This is a genomic window from Bacillus proteolyticus, assembly GCF_001884065.1.
Lineage (GTDB): Bacteria > Bacillota > Bacilli > Bacillales > Bacillaceae_G > Bacillus_A > Bacillus_A proteolyticus.
In genome coordinates, this window is the sequence record NZ_MACH01000133.1 from 1 (window position 1) to 19253 (window position 19253).

Sequence of the window (19253 nt, forward strand, 5' to 3'; positions counted from 1 at the left end):
ACATAAGAGAATAGTAACGTGCTTTCACCTTCAAGAATAGTCTAAATCCTTAAGTTGATGGATGTGGGGTACTGACCCATACCTATCAGGCTAAGATTTTAAGACACCCCATCGCCATCAAGCTAAAAAATTGTATCCATAAAACGAAAAAAACGCTATTCTTTTTGGAGAAATATACAGAAAGGGGGGTGTTTTTGGTATGAATTTATCGATTTCTGATGAATTACAATTGTTTTCTCAAGAATTACAGCAACATATGCCACAACATGCTCTGGATCAGTTAGCTAGAAAAGTTGGATTTGTTCAACGAAAAAGTAAATATCGTGCACAAGACTTAGTGGTCAATTTTTACATGTTTATGTAGGTTCGGGAAAGCAAAATGATAAAATTTATGGTTCTACTTGCTTATCGTCTCTTCAACCGCACGATAGGATATTCTACATACGATAGACGAGTGTGGTGCTTATTTTATTCCTTACGATGGCAAGTTGAACTTATCTTTAAAACTTGGAAATCATTTTTTCGTATTCATCATTGTAATTCTGTCAAATTAGAACGACTAGAATGTCACTTATACGGACAATTAATTAGCATCCTTCTTTGTTCCTCCACCATGTTTCAAATGCACCGATTACTCCTCATCAAGAAGAAACGAGAATCAAGCGAATATAAAGCGATTTATATGATAAAAGATTATTTTCCACTTATTTATCAATCTCTACAAAAAGAGACACAAACATTAACAAAGATATTGTCTCGGCTGTTTAATCTTTTACAGAAAAACGGACGAAAATCCCATAGGTATGAGAAGAAAACAGTCTTTGATATTTTAGGCGTCGTATATAACTTTTCTATGTCTCACAATCATGTAGCGTAATCCGAAAAATTGAAACCTGATAGGGTTTATTTGGTATGCACATCTTTAAAGAACTTACACTAGATCTTTAGAAAAAAGAAAAAATCTCACATGAAATTAAACTTATATAAGCTTAGCTTGATAGCGATGTGGTGGTACCCCTAATAGTTTTATAGACAGCTGATTATTTTATTCGATTTATAATCCTCTGTTTTAAACTCTTTCGCGTATAGTATGTAGTCTTTTGTTTTTAACTAATTTATTCTAAAAAGACTACGGAAATTTTAAAAGCTCAAACAAATATAACCCCGTTCTAAAGTTAGAACGGGGTTTAAAAATATAATAATAAAGTCGCTTAAAAATCTAAGTTTTATTCAACAATAGCGCCCTTTTATTGAATAAGAATTTTCTTCAAATATTTTTACTTCAGCAATGTATATTTCAGTAAAGGCTTTTTATAAAACGTCATTTACTTATTTGTTATTGAGTTGTTCCGCTAAACCGATTAGAAGTCCTTCGACTCCACGAATATAACAGAGCTTATACGAGCCCTCGTACTGAACCACTTCGCCAACGAGCTGAGCACCATGCTTAGTGAGTCTGGATACCATTTCGTCAATGTCTTCAACGGTGAACATGACGCGTAGATAACCGAGGGCGTTTACAGGAGCAGTCCGGTGATCTGCTATAGTAGGTGGTGTGAGAAATCGCGAAAGTTCAAGTCGACTGTGGCCATCTGGAGTAACCATCACAGCAATCTCTACGCACTGAGAACCGAGTCCCGTGACGCGACCAGACCATTCACCTTCGACAGTTGCTCGCCCTTCGAGGTTCAAGCCAATCTCCTCGAAGAAAGAGATTGCGTCATCAAGGGATTCTACAACGATGCCAACATTGTCCATTCTTAGTAAGTTGTTTTTTGCCATAGTCTTATCTCCTTATTTGTAAAAATTTATCCCGCTATTTGTGGGAGTTTTACTGTCCATAAACGCCCGATTGGTGTGGGCTAATAATCAGTGGGGGATGAACAAAAACCCCACCTTTAACTGAAGTTATAATTAATATTATACCATTAAAAAATCCCCTTATAGTAGACGGGAAAAGAAAGCACATTAACCTGTTTACTTACTATGGAGGGGATTTTTCTATGGGGAAAATTAGAGTAGCTTACGATGTAGAATGTAAGAAAAAAGCTAGTTGAAATCATACATGTAAAGAAAATAATTGACTTACTTTAAACGTGTAACTATAATAGTTACAAAATAACCATCAGTAATGGGAATGAGTAATATTTTTTTGATATAATTGTAACTAATATGGTTACAATTAAAAAGAGAACATAAAACAACCAAAAAATGTAAAACCTTTAAATAGCAATGTGAGAAAGGAGACGGGAATTTTGAAACGGTTTAAGTTTTATATGATTAGCGGTATTGTTCTTGTTGTATTAGTAGTATGTAACTTCGTTGATAAACCGATTGCGAAGGTTGAAGAAGTGAAAGATACTGTTATGATGAAGTTCAATACGAAAGAGAAGATGGCGCAAATCGATGGGCAGACGATTTATTTTAAGCAACTTGGTGAGGGGAAACCGCCCTTACTTATGCTTCACGGATTTGGCGGTTCTTCAGATGGGTTTAGTGATATTTATCCGGAACTCGCACGAGACCATACGATTATCGCTGTTGATATTTTAGGATTTGGACGATCTTCTAAGCCGATCGATTTTCAGTATTCGTTTCCTGCGCAAGTGAATTTATATTATAAGTTAATGAAGAAACTTGGATATGATCAGTTTGCGGTGCTCGGTCATTCGATGGGAGGAGAGATGTCCCTTAATTTAGCGTATTTATATCCGGATGCAGTGACGCATCTCATTTTAGCGGATTCTACAGGGATTGAATCTTTCCAGCAAAAAGAAAGTTATGAAATGCCGCCACTATCGACAGACTTACAAACTGTAACAGAGATTACGGATTATAATAAAAATGCAGTGAAAAATAGCCGCAACGATAAAGAGCATTATGATCAGCTTACGAAAATGAGAGAGCGCCGCATTGCGATGGAAGCGGATAAAATTAAGGTGCCGACTTTAATTATTTGGGGTAGGCACGATAAGAGTGTTTCTTGGGAAAATGGTGAACTGTATCATCAGCTATTTACAAATAGCACGTTTCATATTATTGAAAAAGGATACCACGCACCGTTTCGTCAGGAGCCAATCGAGTTTATGGAATATGTACAAGCATTCTTCGCGGAGAATCCACAATGAAATTTTAAGCATAAATCCACTTCTTTCCTCATAGAGTGAAACTAATAAGGCTTGTCTAAGGAAAGGAATGAAGTGATTTGGAAACTTTACCATGGTGGATTTATCTTGTGATCATTGGGATTGTACTAAGTGGCTACATGGTTTTATATACTTCAAAAAAAGAGCAAGAGATGGATAATGAGTTTATCGAAAAAGAAGGCGAAGTTTATATGAAGCGCTTAGAAGAAGAGCGAGAGAAACGTAATCAGGATAGTGATAAGGATTCGGTTTTGCTTTAATAGAAAAGGTTTGAAGAAGAGGGATGTATTCCATTTCTCTTCTTTTTTGTTGTATGAAATATTTGTATAAGAAAAAAGTATATGTTTCGCTTATTAGCTGTCATTTTAAAATTGAAGACTTACTAAATGAAAAATTGATTTTTTCTAGAGGGCACTATACATTAAAATTATTAAATATACAATTTTAACGTTGTTCGGAGGGGTGAGAACTAACATGAATACAGAAAAATTTCAAACCTATGTATCGTTGTCAACAAAAGACTGGAGTGCTGAAACGTTTGTAAGAACTCTAGAAGAGATTGTAGCTTCGGCAAAAGAATATGAAAATGATTATATTGAAATCCATCAAGTTTTAGAAATGGTAGTAACAGAAGTTGAAGTTGAGTACGTAATCATTCTAAATCATACAAGAAACTTAGATGATTTGGGGAAATACCTTAAATAATAATTTCTAAATACTGTTTATAAAGAGGAATGCCGTTCTAGTTGAATAGAATAGGCATTCTTTTTTAATCCCTACTAAAAATGGAGATATTAATATTGCTACTTTAAAAAGGACGTAATCAGGATTCAGTTTTATTATAATTACGGGAAAGTGGATAGCATGTTGTTATCCACTCTTTTATTTCTTGGAATATATCAACGATTTGTTCAATATATCGACTTACCGACAGAAAGAGACAATGTTAAGAGATACGATTATTGTTCGGGAAATTATTATACAAGAAAAGTATATGAAATCTACATACTACATAGCCCCATTTTAAGCTGTAACGCACAAGTTGCACAGGTTATGCAACGATAACTCGCTTTACTCTTCATCATTTATTTGACCATACTAGGCATAGAGAGGTGATAAACACAGTATGATTTTCAGTGAACGTTTAAAAGAAGAAAGAGAAAAAAGAAATTGGTCGCAAAATGATTTGGCTGAAAAAATTCATGTGAGTAGGCAATCCGTTTCGAAATGGGAGACGGGAAAGAACTATCCGAGCATTGAAATTATTATTCATTTAAGTGATCTGTTCGGTATTACAATTGATGAGTTATTGAGGAGTGATGAAGAGTTGACGCAGAAAGTAATTGAAGATAGTAAACAATTAGCGTATCCAAAATGGAAGGTGTTCTTTGATGGTCTATTCATGCTGGGAGTATTTTTGTTTATTACAAAAATCGTTGTATGGATGTTAAATAAGTTTGCTGGAGCGAGCATTACACTTGTAGCGGATGCTCCATATGTAATGAATTTTTTACCCCTCATATTAATGGTTATAGGTGGCACGGCTTCTGATAAGTTGAAGAAAATATATAGATAGAGGAAAGAAATCCCCCTACACTAGCTGTTCTTTTCACTTAAATTGTGTACTATAAAGGATAGGATGATATAAAGAAGGGGACATTTAGAATGGAATTTCATGAGCAAAAGATTTTGCCGGCAGTGAGGCAAATTAAAGATTTAGAAAAGCTATTACATAGTTCGTATGAGTATATTGTTATTTTAGATATTCATGTCGGTCAATTGAAGAGTGTTATATCACTTGCGAAGCAGCATAATAAAAAAGTATTTTTACATGTTGATTTGATCCATGGCTTGCAGAGTGATGGGCATGCGACGGAGTTTTTATGCCAAGAATATAAACCGTACGGGTTATTATCGACAAAGGCGAGCGTAATTATGAAGGCGAAGCAAAAGGGTGTCGTCTCCATTCAACGTATCTTCTTAATTGATTCTAGCGCGATGGAAAAGAGCTGTAATTTGCTAGAAAAGACGAAGCCGGATTATATAGAGGTGCTTCCTGGTGCGTTAACGGATGTGATCGCTGAAGTGAAAGAGCGTACAGGTGTACCGATTTTAGCGGGTGGTTTCATTCGTACTGTGGAGGATGTTGAAAGAGCTTTAAATGCTGGTGCGACAGCAATTACGACATCGAAGAAAGAACTATGGAAACATTACCAGCAAAAGTGACGAAAATGTGAAAAAATTCTGTTGACACCGCTTTCACGAAAGGTTAACATTATAGATAAGTTAATAAACGTGACGGAGAAAAGAAGAGATCCACATTTTATTGTTTCTATATATTTTTATATAGAGGCATGTAAGCTGTGGATCTTTTTCTTTTGAAAAAAAACGAATGGCCATTCATTTTACCTCTATCACTTTTGAAAGCGTTTAAATTGATTGCGGAGGGATACTATGTCAGCATTTTTAGGAGAGTTAATAGGGACTGCATTGTTAATCTTACTTGGTGGCGGCGTTTGCGCTGGTGTAAGTTTAAAGAAGTCGTTTGCGAAAGATTCTGGTTGGATTGTAATTACGATGGGCTGGGGCTTAGCGGTAGCGGTTGCAGCGTATGCAGTTGGATCAATTAGTGGGGCACATTTGAATCCGGCTTTAACGATAGGACTTGCTTTTAAGGGAGCGTTCCCATGGAGTGACGTACCAATGTATATCGCAGCACAAATGATTGGGGCAATTATCGGGGCAGTTCTTGTATATTTACATTACTTACCACACTGGAAAGAAACAGAAGATCCAGGAACAAAGTTAGGTGTATTTGCAACAGGTCCAGCAATTCCGAACACATTTACAAACCTTTTAAGTGAAATGATTGGAACATTCGTTTTAGTATTTGGTATATTAGCAATTGGAGCAAATAAATTTGCAGATGGTTTAAATCCATTTATCGTAGGTTTCTTAATTGTAAGTATTGGTTTATCATTAGGTGGAACAACAGGATACGCAATCAACCCGGCTCGTGATTTAGGTCCGCGTATTGCACACTTCTTCCTTCCGATTGCAGGAAAGGGCGGTTCAAACTGGAAGTATGCATGGATTCCAGTAGTTGGTCCAATTTTAGGTGGATCACTTGCAGGATTATTCCATCAAGTTGTATTTGAAGGAAAACAAAATTCAGCACTTATTTATGTGATTATTGCAACTGTGATTGTACTAGCAATCTCTTATATGACAAGTAAAAAAAGCGGAACTACTACAAATAGTAGAAAAGTAGCATAGGGGGAAACCGATATGAAAAAATATATTCTTTCATTAGACCAAGGAACAACAAGCTCACGCGCAATTCTTTTCAATAAAGAAGGAAAAATCGTTCATTCAGCTCAAAAAGAGTTTACACAACATTTTCCAAAGCCAGGCTGGGTTGAGCATAATGCACAAGAAATTTGGGGATCTATTTTAGCAGTTATCGCAACTTGCTTAAGTGAAGCGGATGTAAAACCAGAACAAATCGCTGGTATCGGTATTACGAACCAACGTGAAACAGCGGTTGTATGGGATAAAGAGACTGGAAAACCAATTTATAACGCAATCGTATGGCAATCTCGTCAAACAGTTGAAATTTGTGATGAGTTAAAAGAAAAAGGTTATAGCGAGATGGTTCGCGAAAAAACAGGTCTTTTAATTGATGCATACTTCTCTGGTACGAAAGTAAAATGGATTTTAGATAACGTTGAAGGTGCAAGAGAAAAAGCGGAAAACGGCGAGTTATTATTCGGAACAATTGATACATGGCTTGTATGGAAATTGTCTGGCGGAAAAGCGCACGTAACAGACTACTCAAATGCATCACGTACATTAATGTTTAACATTCACGACTTACAGTGGGATGATGAGCTTCTAGACATGTTAACAGTACCAAAGAGCATGCTTCCAGAAGTACGTCAATCATCTGAAATATATGGAGAAACAATTGATTACCACTTCTTTGGCCAAAATGTACCGATTGCAGGTGTAGCTGGTGACCAACAAGCAGCATTATTCGGACAGGCTTGTTTCGGTGAAGGTATGGCGAAGAATACTTACGGAACTGGTTGCTTCATGTTAATGAACACAGGCGAAAAAGCAGTTGCTTCTGAGCATGGCCTATTAACAACAATTGCATGGGGTTTAGATGGTAAAGTGAATTACGCGCTAGAAGGAAGTATTTTCGTAGCAGGTTCTGCAATTCAGTGGTTACGTGACGGAATGCGCATGTTTAAAGATGCAAGTGAGAGTGAAGAATACGCTTCTCGCGTTGAATCAACTGAAGGCGTATATGTTGTACCAGCATTCGTAGGACTTGGAACACCGTACTGGGATAGCGAAGTACGCGGCGCTATGTTTGGCGTAACACGCGGTACGACGAAAGAGCACTTCATTCGTGCAACGCTAGAATCTTTAGCTTACCAAACGAAAGATGTATTATGCGCAATGGAAGCAGATTCAGGTATTGAACTGAATACATTACGCGTTGATGGCGGGGCAGTTAAGAATAACTTCTTAATGCAGTTCCAAAGCGATATGTTAGACGTTCCTGTAGAGCGTCCAGTGATCAATGAAACGACAGCTTTAGGTGCAGCATATTTAGCTGGTCTTGCGGTTGGATATTGGAAAAACCAAGATGAAATTAAAGCACAGTGGCATATGGACAAACGCTTTGAACCAACGATGGAAGCGGAAACAAGCGAAGAACTATATGCTGGATGGAAAAAGGCAATTGAAGCAACAAAAGCTTTCAAATAATCATAAACAGTGTTATAATGGTGACAAGTTAATAATTCGGTAGGAGATTTGGAGAGACCACAACGCGCTATAGAGGCGAAATCTATAGCGGAGTTTGTGGTCTCTTTTTTCGTTATCAAAGGGAGGAATTACCATGAAATTTTCAAGTAAACAACGTAAAGACGTATTAAATGGAGTAAATAAACAAGAGTTAGATGTGATCGTAATTGGTGGAGGTATTACTGGTTCTGGTATTGCATTAGATGGGGCAACACGCGGTTTATCAACGATTGTGTTTGAAATGCAGGACTTTGCAGCAGGTACATCAAGTCGTTCAACGAAACTTGTACACGGCGGTTTACGTTATTTAAAACAACTTGAAGTGAAAATGGTAGCAGAGGTGGGGAAAGAGCGTGCGATCGTATATGAGAACGGTCCCCATGTAACAACACCAGAGTGGATGTTACTTCCGTTCCATACAGGCGGTACGTTCGGATCATTTAGTACATCAATTGGTCTTCGTGTATACGACTTCTTAGCAGGTGTAAAACGAAGCGAGCGCAGAAAAATGTTTAACCGTGAAGAAACATTAAACAAAGAGCCTCTTGTGAAAAAAGAAGGATTAAAAGGCGGCGGTTACTACGTAGAATATCGTACAGACGATGCGCGTCTTACAATTGAAGTAATGAAAGAAGCAATTGAGCATGGTGCGAAAGCTGTTAACTACGCAAAAGTAGACAGTTTCTTATATAAAGATGGAAAAGTATGCGGTGTACGTGTAATCGATTTACTAGACGGAGAAGTGTACGAAGTTTACGGTAAGAAAATTGTAAACGCAGCTGGTCCTTGGGTAGATACACTTCGTGAAAAAGATAACTCGAAAAAAGGAAAAGTACTTCAATTATCAAAAGGTGTTCACTTAGTAATTGATCAAAAACGTTTCCCATTAGGTCAAGCGATTTACTTTGATACACCAGATAAACGTATGGTCTTTGCGATTCCACGCGGAGGAAAAACGTATGTAGGTACAACAGATACGTTCTATGATAAAGACGCAGCTGTACCACACATGACAACAGAAGATCGCACATATATCATTAATGCGATTAACTACATGTTCCCAAGCGTGAAAATTACAGAAAAAGATGTGGAATCAAGTTGGGCTGGTGTACGTCCGTTAATTTATGAAGAAGGTAAGAATGCATCTGAAATTTCTCGTAAAGATGAAATTTGGACTTCTGAATCTGGTTTAATTACAATCGCAGGTGGTAAATTAACAGGATACCGCAAAATGGCTGAAATGGTAGTAGACTACGTAACGAACCTATTACAAAAAGAAGGACATAGCGCATATCCGAAGAGTGACACGAAACATATGCCAATCTCTGGTGGACATGTAAGTGGTTCACATGGATTCTCAGCATTCGTTGCGAAAAAAGCAGGCGAAGGTACGAAATACGGTTTAACAACAGCTCAAGCAGAAGAATTCGCGAAATTCTATGGCTCTAACGTAGACGTACTGTTCGACTTAGCGAAAAAGCATAAAAATGAAGCGAAAGAATACAACATGCCGCTAGACGTTCTAATCCCTCTTGTATACGCAATGGATTACGAAATGACAGCGAAACCAGTTGACTTCTTCGTACGCCGCAGAGGTGCTGTATTCTTTAACATCCACTGGGTATACGAGTGGAAAGAAGCAGTAATCAACTACATGGCTGCAAAACTAGGCTGGAGCAAAGAAGAGCAAATGAAATATACTGCTGAACTAGAAAAAGCATTAACAGACGCTGTAATTCCTGTAGATCAACAAGAGCAGGCAGCTGCGTTAGCATAAAATAGAGAACCACCTGAAGGGGAACCTTTAGGTGGTTTTTGTTTTATTATGAATGCGCTAAAATATCGATTAAAGTGTTGTGTTTTACTCTTCCTAAAGGGAAATAAGCTTGAAATAAAGGTATAACAAAACGGTATGGACATAGCCAGCCATATTGTTATAGATTTATCCCGTCTTGTTTTATTTTTTTCTTATTATTGGAGGTGTAAATATAAAGAAAAGCAAGAAGCCCATATAAGATTCCTCCTAACAAGAAAAACGGTTCAACAATTACCAATAGTAAAGAAAGGGATTCTGAGTCCAACAAGCTTTGAGTTATCCCTACGCCACCCCGCAAACCTAAAATTGCACATGCTCCCCATGCTGCAGTGAGCAACAACCAGGATGGAAATCTTCGTCCCCATGCTTGAACAAGTGCAAGTGCAGTAAATGCAGCAACTATACATAGAGCAATTGCAACTAGATTAATGATGAATAACACTTTGCCCATTGTCCTGCCTTCAAATCCTAAAGTACCCCCTGCTGCCCAATAAATGTGAATTAACCCGAATAGAGCTGACCAAACAAAAGCTGCATAACCAGTAAAAACCAACCACTTCTCGATTTTGTCCGGCGGATGTTGATTATTATTGTTTTTGATTGTAATAACTCCTTTCATTATGAGGGATAATAGAAGTCTTTTTCATTTTATAATTTATTATTATTAAATCCAATGAAAATGCGGAAATATTATGATTATATTTATGCGATCAGTTACTACATTATATGTCCCTTTTATGGAACAAAAATCAATTAGGACTTTTTAACCAAGGAGCTAAAATGTAGGGGAAACACGAATACGGTAAATGATGTCAAAGTGCCAAATATACTCATGAAATAATTGATCTACTTATAAAAAGTTATGTAGAAAATGAACTATCTTCGGATCAAAAAAGAAAATTCGAATTGCTGACGGAATTATAAAACAACAGAAGTACCACTACATTAGGGGTACTTTTTATTTTGTATCTTTATTGTGAATTTGAAACAAAGTTGTATACACCCTTTATATTAAAATCAAGTTATGTTTAAATATAAATGTTAAAAATACACCAAATGAGGTAAATTCTACGAAAAAGCTTTGCACTATTTTATTCTCTATCTTTTTACTACTTATTCTCTCTAGTTGCGGACGAGATATTTTAACTAAGGATACTATTGAAGACGGGTTCACACATCGATTAGACTTTGAAAATAAGTTAAAAGAATACTCAAATGGCATGATTGAGATCGAAGATTCAAATATAGAGTATCGTGATAAAGAAAACGATCGTATCTATAAAGCAGACTGGAAATGATTTGAAATTTATTCCAAAATAGGTAAAAGTGATTGGCTGTCAAACTCCTATTGGATTACAACTGAAAAACTGGTATTTGAGGATAAGACAGCTAATGAGCAGTATCGAAAACTAATGGAAATCATCATTCGTATTGCAGACCCAAAACTCACTATTGAAGAAGTAAATAAGCTAATAGATAGTGGAGTAGACTTAAACGAGGTAAAAGATGGGAGGGGTTTCTACTACCAACTAAAGGTAGGTCAAGACCCAGTAAACAACATTGACTTTACGATTGTACCTAAAGGTGGATGGTAATTGAAGAATGAATAGAAAGAGATAAGATTCTTAGTTGCGGTCTTAGTTTTTTGTTCTTTTAACTGATATCATTTTTGAAAAAAACATGTTAAGCAAAATACAATGAGCTGCCCATATCGGCAGCTCATTTACATACTTATCGTTAGCGGAAGTCATTTTAAAATTCTATGTGTCGATTTTTTCTTTGCCCTTGCGGATAAACCACCATATCAAAGCTACAAGTAGTAGGAGGAGCGGTATTCCCTGAATAAAGAGAAATCCTCCCCAAAAATCAAGTTCAGTACTATATGGAGAGTCTGTTGCCATCACACCTATAAATAAAGCCACTGGAATTGTGCATAGATTTACCCCTAAACTGACCATTATGAATGTTAGATTTTTATCCTTAGTTTTTGGTGAATCAGAATTGAAGAATGAGAATACTGCAAGGCCGATTATAAAATACAGTATTACATAAAGTTGATTAAGATATCCCATAATATTCCTCCGTTATCCTAATTGTACCATTAGCAAGGCCTAGTTTGTGTACATTTGGATGAATAGGATATGCATATAAAGTTAACATAACGTAACATTATTGATAGCAAGAAAAAAGTGGATCCCTACTCTACTCTCACAAGGAATCCACCTATTCATTATATGCTTCTATACTTGTTTTGTTTTCTTTGCTAGTGCCAACTTCAAAAAAGCTGCAAGTAGTATGAGAAGCGGTATTCCCTGAATGAAGAGAAATCCTCCCCAAAAATCAAGTGCAGTACTATCTGGAGGGTCTGTTGCCATCCCGCCTATAAAAAAAGCCATTGGACTTGTGAGTAGATTTATCCCTAAACAGACCATTATCAACGATAGGTTTTTAGCCTTAATTTTTGGTGAACCAGACTTAAAAAATAAGAATATTGCAGTGCCGAATATAAGAAACAGTGTTACATAAAAATTTAACATAATATCCCTCCATGACTTTAATTGTACCATCAGCAAGGACAAATTTGAACAAATAGGATATTTATGTAAGTCAGATATAGTGTCTCATTATCAGTAGCAAGAAAAAAGCGGATCCTTACTCTCAAAAAGAATTCACTCTCTCTTTTTCTATAACTATATTTTTATATGTTCCTACCATGCTGGCGGTACCCCATGCCCATCAACTTAAGAAAACAGATTCACCCCAAAAAGAAAAAATGAGCTTAATTCTCATATATAACTGTCGAGTTTGGTGGCGCTTTAAAATATTAGCTGGGCGGGACCCCTTATATGTGGTGCATAATTTGAGATTGTATATTGCCGTTCCATAAATCCTCCCTCATTGAAGTAGAAGGAACATCTATACTAGGAAACAAAAAATAAAAAAGGAATATTTTAATAATAAAACAGATGTTATAGTAAAATTGGTTTCATGGTATGAATGTACAATTTAAAGATGAGCCCAATGAATCATATACTTATAGAATTGGGAAAGATCTTAAAACAAATAAGTTATCTATATTTCAAGACAGTAATGCTTCAAGCAGTATAGGTGGAAATGTCAAGAACTTAAATAATAAAGGTTCACACTATATAAAAGTTAAAGTATATGACTAAGGAAAAGAATGCTTTGAACTGTGTTGCACATTCAAGAATTAATTCTTACGTAGGGAGTGCTTATATGAAAAGCATGAAAAATGTAATATTGATAGTAGTATGTTTCATATTTTTAAGTGGTTGTAATCAAGAAAATGAAGCTGAGGTACAAAAATATATAAAAGAAAAACATGGTATCGATGTTGATGTAACAGAATGGGGCTCGATAAACGAGAATAATTTTGGTAACACTTACCATACTGTGCAAGGAAAGAGCAACAAAAATCTCAAATTTCGAGTAAAGGTACAAGGTCTCCTCTATTCATCTATAGTTGATGATGAATACCAATATGGAAAAAAAACATATGAGGCATATCAGAAATTCAAACCAATTCTAGAAGAAATAAAAAAATTAGGCTACACGGAAATTGAAAATGAAAATGCTCTTCAATATATGACAGATAATAGAGAGCCAGATGAAGGAAAACCAACTGATGAATTGTTATTAACTTTGAAAATGAGCAACGAAATTGACTTTAGCCAATTGGATTCCGTAGAATTAGATCGTTTATATGCTCTATTTCAACTGATTCAGAAGAATAATAAAAATATAACAGAACTTGAAATTAAGGATTATACAGGAAAATCTTTAGGTGGACCTTTTAAATATGTGCAAACAGTGATAACAAAAGAAGAACTGTTACGAACAATGAAATCCACGATGAAAGACGCAATAAACAAGTACTGGGAAAATTGGATTAGAACGCACACCAAAGTAGAAGAAAGATTACATGAAATGCAAAACGATCGGTTTGCAATTGGAGGTATTATGTATTCAAGTTCGGATGATGAGGATAGTCGAAAATATATAGTGCCTTTAGTTATTAATACCGACAATACTATATTTGAAAACACCCCTCCTTTAATTGAGGATTTAATCAAAGTAACCACAATCCTTAATGAAGAACTATATACGAAAAACTTTGATATCTATTTAAAAAATAAGACTGGAACAAGATATACAAATTGGTTATCAGCAAAAGAAATCCAAGAAGCAAAAAACATTGAAGATCTTGTAAAAGAGAGATTTCCTAAGAATTAAATGGAAAGCCCTTTTCATGTTTGTTATTTGATGTGAAAGCATGATATTTCGAAGTCTTAACCTATACCCATCAACTTAAGAATTTTATAACAACACAGGCTAAAAATTCCATGTATTTTTGAAAGAAAACGGCTTATATTTTCGTTTTGGGGTATTTGCTTTTCATAGCTTGATGGTGATGGAGTAGCGCCAACAAAACGCGAATTTTGTACGCTAAGCAAAGTTATTAAAAGAAAAACCCGTTTTTCTGAACAGGTGAGAGTTATACAGTATTGTAGATGGAAAACATATCTAGATAATTCAAATCAGCTCAAATTATTTGACGTTGACTTTACTTTTTTGGTGCTTTGCATATCGATGGTAAATTCGTTGACCACGGTAGGACTTTGTTTCAAACCCAAACAAGAAAAATAAGATTACCTGCACACTAAAAAGTATAGCGAACAGGTAATCTAGGTTAGGTGTTTTGAGATTAATGAAAGCTAATTTATTTTTTGGATTCTTCCATCAATAATAGGCTGAATTGGTTCTTTTGCTTGTTTTATATAATCTACTAATGCTTCAAAATCAGTTGGTCCTGTTTCAGCATCTTTCCCATTTTTAAAGGACACAAATCCATCGCCACCTGAAGCTAGAAATGCATTCGCAACAACGCTGTAAGTTTTAGAAGGAATAATTTCTTCTCCATTTGTTAAGCGAATACTTGTGACTTTTTCTCCATTTGGCTCGTTCGCATCCCAAGTGTATTGGATCCCTGAAATTTGAAGCATTCTTGTGATGTCTTTTTGCCATTGTTGATTTAAAATATCACGTATGTCTTGACCCGTTAAATTAACCTTTATTAATTGATTTCCGAATGGTTGAATGCCATATATTTCTCCCCATGTAATATCACCAGCATCTAAGTCATTACGAATACCACCAGGGTTCATAAAAGCAATTTGGGATTGCATTGTTGCACGCTGGGCATCAGCAACTAAATTGCCGAGAGTAGATTCACCAGCCGTATTTAGTTTGCGATCTAGTGGAGTGGTAGACTTACCAATAACCTCATTGACAAGAGGTGCGATTTTAGCTTGATACTTCTCCATCTTCTTCTTTATTTTTTTATCAGGCTCTATGCCTTCATGGTAAGTTGTAACAATTTCTGCTTTTTTCTCGACAATATCTTTTGTCTTACGATCAATCTTTACATCAACATCAGCAAAAGCCATTCCATAAGAATTTGCTTGTACGACAAGTTTATTATTAACAGTTCCATTTACATAGGTGTGGCTATGCCCCCCAAAAATAACATCGACTTCTGGATCAGTCTCATTTGCTATTCGGACTAGGTCACCATTTGTTACGCCGTTCTCATCTGTTGTACCTCCGTTATGCGCAAGAACAACGATAGATTTAACGCCTAGTTCTTTCAATTGCTTTACGGATTTGTTAATGGCTTCAACTTCATCTGTAATTTCTACATTCTTTAGCATAGTAGGCATAACAACGTTAGGAACATCTGTTGTTACGACTCCGATAAAGCCAACAGGAACTCCTTGTACCTTTTTTATAGTAAATGGTGGTAAAAATAGACGCCCGGTGGATTTATTATAGAAATTTGCGGCAACATATGGGAATTTTGCTCCTTTAAAATTCCCTGTTTTTTCATGGTATCCACCATAAATAAGGCGGTGCATTTCTTCAACACCTTCATCAAATTCATGATTTCCGATGGTTCCAACATCAAATTTTAAATCGTTTAGAAATTCAATCGTAGGTTCGTCTTGTAATAATGCTGAAACAGGAGGACTTGCTCCAACGATATCGCCCGCATGAACCTTTAATGTATTTGGATTTTGTTTTTCACGATCACGTAAATAAGCCGCTAAGTACTCGATTCCCCCTGCATCTTTATTGTTAATTTTCTTTACAGTGTCTAGTTGCCCATGAAAATCGTTAATACCGAGCATTTGTACATCTATGTAGCGGTTTGGTTCTGTATTTGTTTGAGCCGAAGGCGCAGCAAATACACTTGAAAAAGTAATTGTACTTAATGCTAAAGCAACTGGAATGATTTTTTTCAACATAAAATTTTCTCTCCCCTTATTACAATCTGACATCATATGATATAATCTGACATCATTCGATATAATTTTAATAGATTAAGAAGATTATTTCTATAAAAATTCTACTAATTATAAAAATTAATAAGATTTTATTGTTTTCTGACAAAAGACTCCTTCCTCAAAAATGTGAAACACTAATTTTAGGTGGGAGATGGATATCGGTATGCGCTACATAAATTGTTAGATATTCGCACACATCTGTTTTACAAACTATTCACAGGAAAACAGATTCATATGGATGAAATGACAGAATCAGAGTAAATGTAAAATAGGGTGAGTGCAAAATTATGGATGTTACTTTTATATTGTTCTTTGTAGGGGAGACCTTACACATCCATCAAAGTAAGAGTGAAAGTAAACTGAGCTTGCGAAAGGATAACGCTTTTTTATATTTGAGGGTATTAAAATTAACTTTAAAGAATGTATGCGATATGTTTTTCGTTCGGATAATTATGAAAGTTTATAGAAATGAATGTTAAAACAGTTTTTATTTACACTGATAGGACATAATTATATTCCAACTACAAATATTGATACGTCTATTAAATGGTATACTCATAACCTTTATTAAGGTAACGAGTTAGAGTTTTTCGTAACAAAAATGAGCAAAGGGATTTTGCTCTTTGGTTGAGCTAATACAAATGAATAAAAGGTTTACTCTTCGTAAAGAAAATTAGATTTAAAATAAAGGTAAAAAACGGTACGGACATTGCCATCCGTATTTTTTTATGAATTTATAAAACTTTTCCATGGCGTGCGTCGTCTAATATATGGGAAGGAGGAAATGATGTGGATGAATTAACGATAGAAGCGTTTGAAATAGAAGATAAGGAGGACCTTATCGACGAAATAATGAACAAGTATGGACAAGAAGTCCTGCAGCTTGTGTATTCATATGTCAATAATAAAGAGGTTGCGGAGGATTTAACGCAAGATATATTTGTGAAATGCTATAAATCTCTTCATACATATAAAGGGAATTCTAATTTAAAAACATGGTTATGGAGAATTGCGGTTAACCATTGTAAGGACTATTTAAAAAGTTGGTATAACAAAAAAGTTATCGTTACAGAGGGTGACTTTACGTATATTGGGAGCCAAAAAGAAAGTGTGGAACAAACAGTTATTCAAAACGCAGAGGATAGTAGGCTGGCTTCTGCAGTAATGAATTTACCGATAAAATATCGAGAAGTGATTTATCTATTTTATTATGAAGAGTTATCAATTAAAGAGATTGCTACGGTAATAGAAGTGAAGGGAAACACGATAAAAACGAGACTGAAAAAAGCGAAGGAACTATTGAAGAAAGGATTGGAGGAATAATCAAATGGAAGATCGATTAAAAGGCTTGCGAAAATCAATGGAGAACACAACTTTTAAACATTTGAGTTTTTCTGATCAGCATCGAAAGCGGGTGCGTGAAAAAATCAATCAATCGTCCGAAAAGGAAGAAGATATCCTTTTAGCAGTGTTGCAACTTCTTATGAATGAAAAAACAGGTTATGAATTGATGCAGTTACTACGGGGGAGAGGGATTCAAAAATTCGAAGGCAATGAAGGATTTTTATACACTTTATTACATCGTCTAGAGCAGAATCACTTTATCCAATCTAGCTGGGATCACGAAGGAGCTAAGTATTATCAATTAAATGATAAAGGAAATAAGATGCTGCGAAAGGCAGAGAAGAATGCTACGAAGGCACGAATTATATTAAAAGGATTAGTACAGGAGTGAGAAAAAATTGAACAAAAAAGGGGAGCGTTTTTTAAAAGAAGTTACGAACCATATTAAATCAAAAGAAGCGAAGGACTTGGTGGCAACTGAACTAGACTTTCACTTAAAACAGACGAAGAATATGTGGATGGATAAAGGGGTAAGCGAGGAAATTGCTGAAGATAAGGCTGTTGAGCAAATGGGGAGTCCGATTAAACTTGGCCGGGAACTGAACAAACTGCATAAGCCAAAGGTTGATTGGTTCCTACTTATGTTATTAGTGGCTGCGATGGGGCTAGGATTTTTGCCAGTTATAGCTTTTGGGTATATGAATGATTTACTAATGAATAAGGTGATATCTGTTGTTCTCGGTATTGCAACAGTTGTAGTGATGATGCTACTTGATTACCGGAAATTAGAGAGATTAGGGTGGCTGTTTTATACAATTGGTGTACTTATCTTGTTAATATTAAATTGTTTTCCGAGCGTTAGGGTGGCTGGAGAACCGTTAATAAAAATTGGTCCCGTTGCAATTAGTCGCTTAATGGCGGTACCTTTCTTCTTTCTAGCTTGGGCTTCTTTTTTCAATAATAGTAGGATAAAAGTAATACATCTTGTGGCTCTGTATTTATTTTCTTTGTATTTATTTTTAATTGGGTCAGCTCTTTCAACAATGTTTATTTATATTGTGATGGTATTCGGTATGCTTTGGTGGAGTAGGTTAGGCAAGAAAAAGGCAACAATTATTACAGCTGTGCCCATTTGTTTATTTATTTTCGGGGTATTCTCTTATTGGCCTTCAGTGAAAAGTTATCACTGGCCTACCTTTTTAGCATATATAAATCCAGAGCGTGATGCACGTGGCGCAGGGTTTATGTATATACGTTTAAAAGAGGTAATGTCATCGGCTGGTTGGTTTGGAACATATGGAGATACAAAGTTCATCCCTACTGCGGATACTGATTTTGTATTTGCAAGTTTGACTTACTATTATGGATATGTGCTTGCGTTAATTCTTATCTTGATCCTTTCTCTTTTCGTAGTAAGGTTAGTGGCCATATCTTATAAAATAAATGATCGGTATGGTAAATTGCTTTTAGTTGGAGGCATGACTCTTTTTGTAGTTCAGTTCATTTATAACGTTGGAATGATATTAGGCTTATTGCCGATTGCTTCTATATCATTGCCTTTTATTAGTTATGGATTAACACCAACCGTATTTCATGCGCTTTTAATGGGGATTGTGCTGAGTGTATATCGACGTAAAGATATTTCGTTTAGAATGAGAAAAACACCTTGATACTTATATAAGTTGTATATAAAAAAATCATTACCATGATCAAGTACAAACGTAAATAGATAGTAGAAGAGGGTTATGATAAATAACCCTCTTT

The 19253-nt window shown here is 35.6% G+C and carries 20 protein-coding genes and 1 pseudogene; 16 read left to right on the plus strand and 5 right to left on the minus strand.

The genetic code is table 11. The features are described 5' to 3' along the window. Window positions 1-199: 199 nt before the first annotated feature. On the plus strand, window positions 200-364 hold the full coding sequence (locus BAQ49_RS33760; RefSeq protein ID WP_244159139.1) for a hypothetical protein: 165 nt from the start codon (window positions 200-202) through the stop codon (window positions 362-364). A 27-nt stretch (window positions 365-391) separates the two neighbouring features. After that, window positions 392-877 carry a transposase gene (locus tag BAQ49_RS33765; protein ID WP_425266555.1) on the plus strand — a complete coding sequence of 162 codons (486 nt, stop codon included), beginning with the start codon at window positions 392-394 and terminating at the stop codon, window positions 875-877. Between the two features lie 452 nt (window positions 878-1329). Here BAQ49_RS33765 and BAQ49_RS23590 read toward each other — a convergent pair whose 3' ends face one another. Further along, window positions 1330-1782, minus strand: coding sequence for a VOC family protein (locus BAQ49_RS23590; protein ID WP_071747287.1), 453 nt, complete (start codon window positions 1780-1782; stop codon window positions 1330-1332). A 473-nt stretch (window positions 1783-2255) separates the two neighbouring features. On the opposite strand from BAQ49_RS23590, the gene BAQ49_RS23595 reads away from it, so the two are divergent. The 8 genes from BAQ49_RS23595 to glpD all read left to right on the plus strand — a co-directional run bounded on the left by BAQ49_RS23595 (window position 2256) and on the right by glpD (window position 9741). Then, entirely contained in the window at window positions 2256-3128 is an 873-nt protein-coding gene (locus BAQ49_RS23595; RefSeq protein WP_071747288.1) for an alpha/beta fold hydrolase, read from the plus strand. A gap of 77 nt (window positions 3129-3205) precedes the next feature. Then, window positions 3206-3406 carry a sporulation YhaL family protein gene (locus BAQ49_RS23600; protein WP_002170693.1) on the plus strand — a complete coding sequence of 67 codons (201 nt, stop codon included), beginning with the start codon at window positions 3206-3208 and terminating at the stop codon, window positions 3404-3406. A gap of 214 nt (window positions 3407-3620) precedes the next feature. Beyond that, window positions 3621-3851: a hypothetical protein gene (locus tag BAQ49_RS23605; protein WP_071747289.1), complete on the plus strand. Its 231-nt coding sequence runs from the start codon at window positions 3621-3623 to the stop codon at window positions 3849-3851. Window positions 3852-4272: 421 nt separating this feature from the next. Then, window positions 4273-4722, plus strand: a complete 450-nt coding sequence (locus BAQ49_RS23610) for a helix-turn-helix domain-containing protein (protein WP_071747290.1) — start codon at window positions 4273-4275, stop codon at window positions 4720-4722. Window positions 4723-4811: 89 nt separating this feature from the next. After that, complete coding sequence (gene glpP / locus BAQ49_RS23615; RefSeq protein ID WP_071747291.1) at window positions 4812-5372, plus strand: glycerol uptake operon antiterminator GlpP; 561 nt, start codon at window positions 4812-4814, stop codon at window positions 5370-5372. A 228-nt stretch (window positions 5373-5600) separates the two neighbouring features. Further along, window positions 5601-6422: a glycerol uptake facilitator protein GlpF gene (gene glpF / locus BAQ49_RS23620; RefSeq protein ID WP_071747292.1), complete on the plus strand. Its 822-nt coding sequence runs from the start codon at window positions 5601-5603 to the stop codon at window positions 6420-6422. A gap of 12 nt (window positions 6423-6434) precedes the next feature. Beyond that, a complete protein-coding gene (gene glpK, locus BAQ49_RS23625; protein ID WP_071747293.1) occupies window positions 6435-7925 on the plus strand; it encodes a glycerol kinase GlpK in 1491 nt (496 codons plus the stop codon). Window positions 7926-8058: 133 nt separating this feature from the next. After that, window positions 8059-9741 carry an aerobic glycerol-3-phosphate dehydrogenase gene (gene glpD, locus BAQ49_RS23630; RefSeq protein ID WP_071747294.1) on the plus strand — a complete coding sequence of 561 codons (1683 nt, stop codon included), beginning with the start codon at window positions 8059-8061 and terminating at the stop codon, window positions 9739-9741. A gap of 157 nt (window positions 9742-9898) precedes the next feature. Here the strand turns inward: glpD and BAQ49_RS23635 are convergent, their stop codons facing one another. After that, window positions 9899-10399 (minus strand): DUF3995 domain-containing protein, encoded by a 501-nt coding sequence (locus BAQ49_RS23635; RefSeq protein WP_071747295.1) that lies wholly within the window; start codon window positions 10397-10399, stop codon window positions 9899-9901. Between the two features lie 793 nt (window positions 10400-11192). Between BAQ49_RS23635 and BAQ49_RS33130 the strand changes: the two genes are divergently transcribed. After that, window positions 11193-11375, plus strand: a complete 183-nt coding sequence (locus BAQ49_RS33130) for a hypothetical protein (RefSeq protein ID WP_000402609.1) — start codon at window positions 11193-11195, stop codon at window positions 11373-11375. Window positions 11376-11540: 165 nt separating this feature from the next. Here the strand turns inward: BAQ49_RS33130 and BAQ49_RS23650 are convergent, their stop codons facing one another. Next, window positions 11541-11852 carry a hypothetical protein gene (locus tag BAQ49_RS23650; protein WP_071747296.1) on the minus strand — a complete coding sequence of 104 codons (312 nt, stop codon included), beginning with the start codon at window positions 11850-11852 and terminating at the stop codon, window positions 11541-11543. A gap of 168 nt (window positions 11853-12020) precedes the next feature. Continuing rightward, window positions 12021-12317 carry a hypothetical protein gene (locus tag BAQ49_RS23655; RefSeq protein ID WP_071747297.1) on the minus strand — a complete coding sequence of 99 codons (297 nt, stop codon included), beginning with the start codon at window positions 12315-12317 and terminating at the stop codon, window positions 12021-12023. 450 nt (window positions 12318-12767) lie between these two features. Between BAQ49_RS23655 and BAQ49_RS23660 the strand changes: the two are divergent. Both BAQ49_RS23660 and BAQ49_RS23665 read left to right on the plus strand, forming a co-directional pair. Continuing rightward, a pseudogene (locus BAQ49_RS23660) lies at window positions 12768-12953 on the plus strand (hypothetical protein); the annotation flags it as partial. Window positions 12954-13017: 64 nt separating this feature from the next. Continuing rightward, on the plus strand, window positions 13018-14034 hold the full coding sequence (locus tag BAQ49_RS23665) for a hypothetical protein (protein ID WP_071747298.1): 1017 nt from the start codon (window positions 13018-13020) through the stop codon (window positions 14032-14034). A 482-nt stretch (window positions 14035-14516) separates the two neighbouring features. Here BAQ49_RS23665 and BAQ49_RS23670 read toward each other — a convergent pair whose 3' ends face one another. After that, window positions 14517-16106, minus strand: a complete 1590-nt coding sequence (locus BAQ49_RS23670) for a bifunctional metallophosphatase/5'-nucleotidase (protein WP_071747299.1) — start codon at window positions 16104-16106, stop codon at window positions 14517-14519. Window positions 16107-16934: 828 nt separating this feature from the next. On the opposite strand from BAQ49_RS23670, the gene BAQ49_RS23675 reads away from it, so the two are divergent. The 3 genes from BAQ49_RS23675 to BAQ49_RS23685 are packed head-to-tail and all read left to right on the plus strand — an operon-like array spanning window position 16935 to window position 19159. Next, window positions 16935-17468 carry a sigma-70 family RNA polymerase sigma factor gene (locus tag BAQ49_RS23675; RefSeq protein WP_071747300.1) on the plus strand — a complete coding sequence of 178 codons (534 nt, stop codon included), beginning with the start codon at window positions 16935-16937 and terminating at the stop codon, window positions 17466-17468. Between the two features lie 4 nt (window positions 17469-17472). Further along, window positions 17473-17880 carry a PadR family transcriptional regulator gene (locus tag BAQ49_RS23680; protein WP_071747301.1) on the plus strand — a complete coding sequence of 136 codons (408 nt, stop codon included), beginning with the start codon at window positions 17473-17475 and terminating at the stop codon, window positions 17878-17880. A gap of 7 nt (window positions 17881-17887) precedes the next feature. Next, on the plus strand, window positions 17888-19159 hold the full coding sequence (locus tag BAQ49_RS23685; protein ID WP_071747302.1) for an FtsW/RodA/SpoVE family cell cycle protein: 1272 nt from the start codon (window positions 17888-17890) through the stop codon (window positions 19157-19159). Window positions 19160-19253: the final 94 nt, after the last annotated feature.